This is a genomic window from Enterococcus sp. GC34, from assembly GCF_040886645.1.
Lineage (GTDB): Bacteria > Bacillota > Bacilli > Lactobacillales > Enterococcaceae > Enterococcus > Enterococcus faecalis.
The window spans coordinates 226,311-233,576 of the sequence record NZ_JBFOEF010000005.1 but is presented as its reverse complement, the minus strand read 5'-3'; the positions used below and the strand labels follow the sequence as shown (position 1 = coordinate 233,576).

7 protein-coding genes and 1 riboswitch are annotated in these 7,266 nt (G+C 38.5%); of the genes, 3 read left to right on the top strand and 4 right to left on the bottom strand.

Annotated elements, in window-relative coordinates:
- Positions 1-69: 69 nt before the first annotated feature.
- The 4 genes from AB3I72_RS07135 to AB3I72_RS07120 form a co-directional block, all read right to left on the bottom strand.
- On the bottom strand, positions 70-1,581 hold the full coding sequence (locus AB3I72_RS07135; protein ID WP_368023753.1) for a glucosaminidase domain-containing protein: 1,512 nt from the start codon (positions 1,579-1,581) through the stop codon (positions 70-72).
- 227 nt (positions 1,582-1,808) lie between these two features.
- Positions 1,809-2,321 (bottom strand): transcription repressor NadR, encoded by a 513-nt coding sequence (locus AB3I72_RS07130; protein ID WP_002356248.1) that lies wholly within the window; start codon positions 2,319-2,321, stop codon positions 1,809-1,811.
- 10 nt (positions 2,322-2,331) lie between these two features.
- On the bottom strand, positions 2,332-3,177 hold the full coding sequence (locus tag AB3I72_RS07125) for a chorismate mutase (RefSeq protein WP_002363448.1): 846 nt from the start codon (positions 3,175-3,177) through the stop codon (positions 2,332-2,334).
- 4 nt (positions 3,178-3,181) lie between these two features.
- Entirely contained in the window at positions 3,182-3,895 is a 714-nt protein-coding gene (locus AB3I72_RS07120; protein ID WP_010816261.1) for an NAD-dependent protein deacylase, read from the bottom strand.
- Between the two features lie 172 nt (positions 3,896-4,067).
- On the opposite strand from AB3I72_RS07120, the gene AB3I72_RS07115 reads away from it, so the two are divergent.
- The 3 genes from AB3I72_RS07115 (at position 4,068) to AB3I72_RS07105 (ending at position 7,258) form a co-directional block, all read left to right on the top strand.
- Positions 4,068-4,364 carry a hypothetical protein gene (locus AB3I72_RS07115; RefSeq protein WP_002356244.1) on the top strand — a complete coding sequence of 99 codons (297 nt, stop codon included), beginning with the start codon at positions 4,068-4,070 and terminating at the stop codon, positions 4,362-4,364.
- Positions 4,365-4,553: 189 nt separating this feature from the next.
- A riboswitch (Lysine riboswitch) is annotated at positions 4,554-4,728 on the top strand.
- A 194-nt stretch (positions 4,729-4,922) separates the two neighbouring features.
- Entirely contained in the window at positions 4,923-6,506 is a 1,584-nt protein-coding gene (locus AB3I72_RS07110) for an ABC transporter substrate-binding protein/permease (protein ID WP_002381368.1), read from the top strand.
- 11 nt (positions 6,507-6,517) lie between these two features.
- Entirely contained in the window at positions 6,518-7,258 is a 741-nt protein-coding gene (locus tag AB3I72_RS07105; RefSeq protein WP_002356242.1) for an amino acid ABC transporter ATP-binding protein, read from the top strand.
- Positions 7,259-7,266 lie beyond the last annotated feature (8 nt).

The following is a 7,266-nucleotide window of genomic DNA, read 5'->3' as shown; positions in this document are numbered from 1 at the left end:
AATTGCTTCTTCAGTGCTAGCTTTGATTTTTCCAACTCATTCGTTCTTATTGACAAAGAGCTGATTTTTTTATTTATCTTTTGGAACGATATAGTTCATTAAATGTGTTTCATCGGCTGAGATTGTACGTGTCGAAACAACGTTTAATCCCTTCACGTTCATTTCAGAAATTAAGATGCTACCATCTTTAAAGACTTTTTCCACAAATGCGACATGACCATAAGTATTGTCTGCGCCTAAAACGCCAGCTGGGAAGGAAACCGCTGCGCCTGCTTTTGGTGTACGACTTACTTTGTACCCGCGTGCACGACCTGTTTCGCCCCAATCTTGACCATTCCCCATTGTTAAGTCCACACGTTTACCTAATTGCGTAATACGGTTGTAGACATATTGTGTACAGTTGCCCCAAGCATAACTATTAAAGGTGTCATAGTTTTTGCCATTATAGGCTGGGAAATTTGATTCCATTGGTTCAACGGTTGCTTTTTCTTTATCATAATAAGTTAAATCGTATGTTTTAATTAACGCATTTAATTTCTTATGATAATCTTTGTCCGTTGCGTATTTTCCTGTTAGGAAACGTGTCGCTTCTTTGTATGTTTTGGCTTCCGTTTTCCAGACACCATGATAGAAATCTTTATTGGAATCTAAACCATTTTTCAATAATTTCGCATAATCTTCCATTGATTCTTTATACGTTGGATATTGACGGAATTTTGCTTCTACTGTGTATAAGTTACCGAAACCATTGTCTTCATAGGTAATAAAAGAAACAGATTGACCTTTGTAATCGCCTTTAATACCAAACAAATTGTAGTTTGGTTTCTGGCTTAATTTACTATTGCCGCTGCCACTTTCTAAAATTGCTTGAGCAATCATCACACTAGCATATAAGTTTTTGTCCTTGGCCACTTTCCGAGCAGATTCACCGATTTCTTGAATAAACTCTTCTGTCTTCTTCGTTTTGCTGACCGTAAACGTCTCATCGTCTTCCACTAACCCAACCGTTTCATTTGTAACTGGTGGGACTATTTCGGGCTGCGGTGTTGACGCTGCTGGTTGTTCTACTGGCTTTTCAGCTGGCGCTGTTGGTGTCACTGGTTTCGCCGGCTGTTTTGATTCAGAAGTACTCGTGCCAGGTTTTGGCTGTTCTTTAGAAGAACTTGGTGTGGTCGTCGGCGTGGTACTTGATTCAGTTGTACTTGTTGACGTAGAATCTGTGGTTGACTCTGTTGTACTCGTTGAGGTGGAGTCAGTAGTCGATTCTGTCGTACTTGTGGATGTTGAATCCGTTGTGGAATCTGTCGTTTCGGTTCCTGACGTTTCCGTGGACTCCGTGCTTGCAGATTCACTTGATTCGGTTGAACTTTCTGTTTCAGTTGTTGTTTCTTCTGTCGCTTCTGTTGTTTCACTAGTCGCTGTCGCTTCAGTGGCTTCAGCAGTTGTTGCTTCTGCGGTTGTTTCTGCGACAGAACTATTTTCAGCTACCAAATTATTACCTTCTGCAAATGCACCTACTGGCATTGATGAACCTAAAAGTAATAAGGTAGAGAACAGGGCAAATTGTTTTTTCATACTCATTCTCCTTTTTTATTTTTCTCCATTTATTTTTATGTACCAACATAATAATTGACATAGTTATTGTTTAAATGGCTCCTTTTTTAATAGTATACTGTTTCATAAAAAATTTCTAGCAAAAAGTTAAAAAAATAGAAGAAAATTCACAAATTCTTCTATCTTTTTTTGGTAATTTTCTAAGAAAAAAAAGAAAGGGCTTGAACAAACATCAACGTCCTCTCTTTTTCTCGTTATCCTTCAAACAAAATACTTTTTTTTCGAAGCGCCTCTTTGATTTCTTGGAAAGTTTCTTCGTCTGCACAGCGAATAGTATGCAGATGGACGCCTCCTGTTAAAACTGATAGTAATGTAGCATGCTCTTTTTGATACTTGTCCATAAATTTATCAATATCTTTCTCTGATTGAATGCGCAAACTGCCGATTAATTCCCCATAAAGCGGATGTGCAATACTCACATCTACCACTTCTCCACCTTTGGCAACAATGACTGACAATTCTTCTCTCGTTTGTTCAGGCGTATGTTGACAAGCAATTTTCCGCTCAATTCCTTCTAAAGGTTGTTCCAACATATACCCTCGAGCTGTTGCGACAATTTCGACCCCTGTCGCCCGTAATAGAGCGACATCTCCTACAATAATTTGTCTGCTGACATCAAAAGCTTTTGCAAAACGAGTGGCACTAATTGGCTTTTCGGTCTCTCTTAATCTTTTAACAATCTCTCTTCTTCTGATTTCTCCATCCACGACCTTCGCCTCACTCTCCTAAATGTTTTTCTTGGAAACGTTTAGAGGCGTCCATAATTCCCTGGAAAGTCTCAGATAATGTTTCTTCATACTCGGCATTTTCAACATGATTCAGAATAGTTTCTAATACTTGTTGTTCTCTTTCAGAATCAAAAACCGCATGACCTGCTTTCTTTTTCACTGCAGCAATCTCTGCGACGACATCCATCCGCTGTTCTAATAAACGGACCAGTTCCTTATCGATTTGGTTAATCTTTGCTCGTTGTTGTTCTAAAGAAGTTGTTGGGGCGTCATCTTCAGTCAATTCTTTAATTATCCGTGCTGGATTACCTGCGATCACACAGTTTTCTGGGAACGATTTGGTCACAACAGCGCCTGCTGCTACCACTACATTATCACCTAATGTTACGCCAGGAAGGACAATCGCTCCACCGCCAATCCAAACATTGTTGCCAATGATAATTCGTTTCCCTGATTCCATTCCGCTATTACGCTTGGCCGCTTGTAATGGATGCTCGGCTGTATAGAGTTGCACATTGGGGCCAAACATACAGTTATCGCCAATTTCGATTGGACAAACATCTAAAAAAACGTTATTAAAATTGGCATAGAAATTTTTTCCCACAGAAATGTTGTAGCCGTAATCAAATTGAATCATCGGTTCGATGTACGTCCCGACACCCACTTTTCCAAATGTTTCTTCTATTAATTGACGACGAATATAAGTGTCTGGTTGTTGGTTAATTAACGCCATTTGTTCACGGGCTTTTTTGCGATCGGCCACTAATTCAGGATCTGAGGCAAAATATAGTGCACCTGCGATCATTTTTTCTTTTTCTGATTTAAATTCTTCCATTCCGTTACTCCTTTATCGTTAATTCTGCAAATATCGTTTCGGCTTTCGCTTCTAAAAAATAATAAGGTTGTTGTAAAAATAGCGGCGTTTGATTAATGGCTAAAATAGCTGCCGTTGGTTGTTTATAATGAATCAAATCGCAAAATGGATGCACTTGAAAACTCGTGCCGACAATCACGATTAAGTCGGCAGAAGCAACGGCCTGAATGGCTTTTTCGATTGCCTCTTCGGATAATCCTTCTTCATACAAAGTAATAGCTGGACGGATTTGTCCATGACAATCAGCGTGCCGATCACTAAGCAAATAATCTTGCCAAGGAACCGTTGCACCACAAGTTTGGCAATAACATTCATATAAATTACCATGAAAGTCCACCACTTCTTGGCTACCTGCTTTTCGATGAAGCCCATCAATATTTTGTGAAACAATTTTTCCCCGTTTCATTTGCTCTAATTGGGCCATTTTCTGGTGAATGATATTAGGTTGTGCGTCTGGATGATAGAGCGTTTTAACGAATTGATAAAACTTTTCTGGCTCTGTTTTTAAGCAAGTCCGGCTCAATAAGTATTCCGGTTGCTGGATTCCTTGATAGACACCTTTTAAGGAACGATAATCTGGCACACCTGAGGCTGTCGAGATACCCGCACCTGTTAAAAATGTGAGTTTTTGTTGGGTTGCCAACCAATGAATTGCCTCGGCTTGCGTGATATCTTGCATATCGATTCAGCTCCTAATCTTCTATATTATAACGTATTTTAACATTAGCACCAAAAGTTTTTCCACTTTTTGAAAACTTCTTACCTATATATTGATTTATCTTGAAAGAGTTTGTGACAAATTTCTCAACTCGTGGTAAAATATGCATGAGTAAAAGTGAGGTGAAACAACAATGGTCGCATTTATTATTTATTGGGCTGCAATTATTGCCTGCATCGCTTGGGGCGTTTTAAGCATTTGGTTCTCTGTTTTTTATCTTTCTCGTAAAGAAAACGGAAATCTTTGGGCTTTTGCGTTCTTCAACGTTATCGCTATTATCGCCTTAGCAATTGTTTTATTAGTTTACAAAACTTGGGATTTCGGTATCTTAACTTACTCAAGTCTAATTTATACAATTTTAGCTTCTTTAGGTGTATTGACTGTTCTTCAAGCTATTTTAGGTCGTGAACCAAAAGCTGTCAAAGCTTAAGTAAAAAGCAACTGTTCCTTTAGGAATGGTTGCTTTTTTCGTATTAGTTTCTATTTCGTAGGGAAAATGTTACGCTAATTTCATGGTGTTTGTGTCCTCTTGATAAATTCCTTTGCTGGAACATATTGACTTTCTTCTGGATTTATCCTAAAATTAATAACTGAATTTAATAACTGAATAGTGCCTCAAAAAAGAGGTAGAGGTCGCGGTTTTTATTACGCTTGTGGAGTGAGAGGACACTGGGAAGCAAGTTTAGGATCAATCGCCGAAATGCATAACAGAGCCTCTTCTGTTGTGTGTTGGGACGTAAGTTAAGAGCTTGCGGACTGTCTTAGTAGTGATGCTAAGTTGTGCTATGTTTCGTTGAGGAATTTTTTTCGACATTACCTAGCAACCTTACATCTGTTTGGTTGTTTTTTTGTATTCAAAAATAGGTTGTGACAGAAGTATTCTCCTTTAAAAAGACAGAATCGCTTTTGCTCAGCTGATTATCAAAGCTTGTTGATTGAAAAAAGACAAAACGATCAATCAGACAAGAAATTTAAAGGAGAGAAAAAGATGAACAAAAAAGTTTTTTCATTCAGTCTACTACTTGTCACGCTATTTTCGTTACTTGGCATGACAACCAACGCTTCGGCGGAGGAAAATGGTGAATTTCGTGTCGGCATGGAAGCTGGCTACGCCCCTTTTAACTGGTCACAGAAAAATGACGCACATGGCGCAGTGCCTATTCAAGGCAACTCTTATGCAGGCGGCTATGATGTTCAAATTTCTAAAAAAATTGCCGATGGTTTAGGTCGCAAATTAGTAATCGTCCAAACCAAATGGGATGGCTTGGCGCCCGCCTTACAATCTGGAAAAATTGATGCCATTATCGCCGGAATGAGTCCAACCGCTGAACGAAAAAAAGAAATTGCTTTTACAAACCCTTATTATGAATCACAATTTGTCGTAATTGTAAAAAAAGATGGCAAATACGCTAATGCAAAAAGCTTGAAAGATTTAGCTGATGCTAAAATTACGGCTCAACTAAATACATTCCACTACGGATTAATTGATCAAATTCCAAATGTCAATAAACAGCAAGCAATGGATAACTTTTCAGCTATGCGAACAGCACTTGCTTCTGGCATGATTGATGGGTATGTTAGTGAACGCCCTGAAGGCATAACAGCAACTAGTGTCAATAAAGAATTAAAAATGTTAGAATTTCCAAAAGAAAATGGCTTTGATGCTAGCGCTGAAGACTCACAAGTAGCAGTCGGCATGCGTAAAGGCGATCCTGACATTGAAAAAGTAAACAAAATTTTAGCAGGTATTTCTCAAGATGAACGGACAAAAATTATGGACCAAGCAATCAAGGATCAACCTGCAGCAACAGATAGTGATGAACAAAAAACAGGACTTATTAACGATTTCAAAAATATTTGGAATCAATATGGCGACATGTTTTTACGTGGTGCTGGTTTAACGCTATTTATCGCGTTAATTGGGACGGTCGTCGGAACAACCCTTGGTTTACTAATTGGTGTCTTCCGTACAATTCCAGATTCTGAAAACCCAGTCGCTCGTTTCTTCCAAAAATTAGGAAATTTAATTCTTTCTATTTATATTGAAGTTTTCCGTGGTACACCAATGATGGTTCAAGCAATGGTTATTTTCTATGGTTTAGCTCTAGCTTTTGGCATCTCTTTAGACCGAACAGTGGCCGCACTATTTATCGTTTCTGTGAATACTGGTGCCTATATGTCTGAAATTGTTCGCGGAGGTATTTTCGCAGTGGATAAAGGACAATTCGAGGCAGCACAAGCGATTGGGATGACCCATGGACAAACAATGCGTAAAGTCGTTATTCCCCAAGTATTACGTAATATTTTACCTGCAACAGGGAATGAATTTGTCATTAATATCAAAGATACGGCCGTGTTAAGTGTTATCGGTGTTGCAGATTTATTCTTCCAAGGGAATGCTGCTTCTGGCGCAAACTTCCAGTTCTTCCAAACCTTTACAATTGTCGGCATCATGTACTTGGTAATGACTTTTGTGATCACACGAATCTTACGTGTTGTGGAACGTAAAATGGATGGCCCTTCTGCTTACGTTAAAGTAGAAGAATTAACTGAAGAAGGAAAAGAAAGCTAGGAGGCAAACAGATGAGTGCAATTATTGAAATTGAACATTTACGAAAAAGCTTTGGCGAAAACGAAGTATTAAAAGATATTAATATGAACGTCAACAAAGGAGAAGTTGTCACCATTATCGGTTCTTCTGGTTCTGGTAAATCAACGTTACTACGTTGTATTAATTTGTTAGAAAAACCAACAGATGGCAAAATCATCTATAATGGTAAAAATGTTTTAGAACGTGGTTATAGTTTGCCCAAATATCGGACCCATTTAGGTATGGTTTTCCAATCATTCAATTTATTTAATAATATGAATGTCTTAGAAAATTGTACTTCTGGTCAGATGACTGTCCTAAAAAGAAACAAAGAAGAAGCCAAAAAAATTGCCTTAGAAAATTTAGAAAAGGTTGGCATGGCTCGTTTTATTGATGCCAAACCTGCTCAATTGTCTGGTGGACAAAAGCAACGGGTAGCCATTGCTCGAGCATTATCAATGGATCCAGATGTTTTACTTTTCGATGAACCAACTTCTGCATTGGATCCTGAAATGGTTGGCGAAGTGCTAAAAACGATGAAAAATCTTGCCCATACAGGGCTAACAATGGTGATTGTAACACATGAAATGGAATTTGCGCGGGACGTATCCGATCGTGTTATTTTCATGGATAAAGGTGTCATTGCCGAAGAAGGGACCGCTGAAGATATTTTTGTCCATCCAAAAGAAGCTCGGACAAAAGAGTTCTTACATCGGATTCTAACGAAAAACTAGTAAAAAAG

What these genes read in the sequence shown, in the direction of transcription:
- AB3I72_RS07135 (WP_368023753.1), bottom strand. Translation starts at nt 1,581, where the DNA reads ATGAGTATGAAAAAACAATTTGCCCTGTTCTCTACCTTATTACTTTTA.
- AB3I72_RS07125 (WP_002363448.1), bottom strand. Translation starts at nt 3,177, where the DNA reads ATGGAAGAATTTAAATCAGAAAAAGAAAAAATGATCGCAGGTGCACTA.
- AB3I72_RS07120 (WP_010816261.1), bottom strand. Translation starts at nt 3,895, where the DNA reads ATGCAAGATATCACGCAAGCCGAGGCAATTCATTGGTTGGCAACCCAA.
- AB3I72_RS07115 (WP_002356244.1), top strand. Translation starts at nt 4,068, where the DNA reads ATGGTCGCATTTATTATTTATTGGGCTGCAATTATTGCCTGCATCGCT.
- AB3I72_RS07110 (WP_002381368.1), top strand. Translation starts at nt 4,923, where the DNA reads ATGAACAAAAAAGTTTTTTCATTCAGTCTACTACTTGTCACGCTATTT.
- AB3I72_RS07105 (WP_002356242.1), top strand. Translation starts at nt 6,518, where the DNA reads ATGAGTGCAATTATTGAAATTGAACATTTACGAAAAAGCTTTGGCGAA.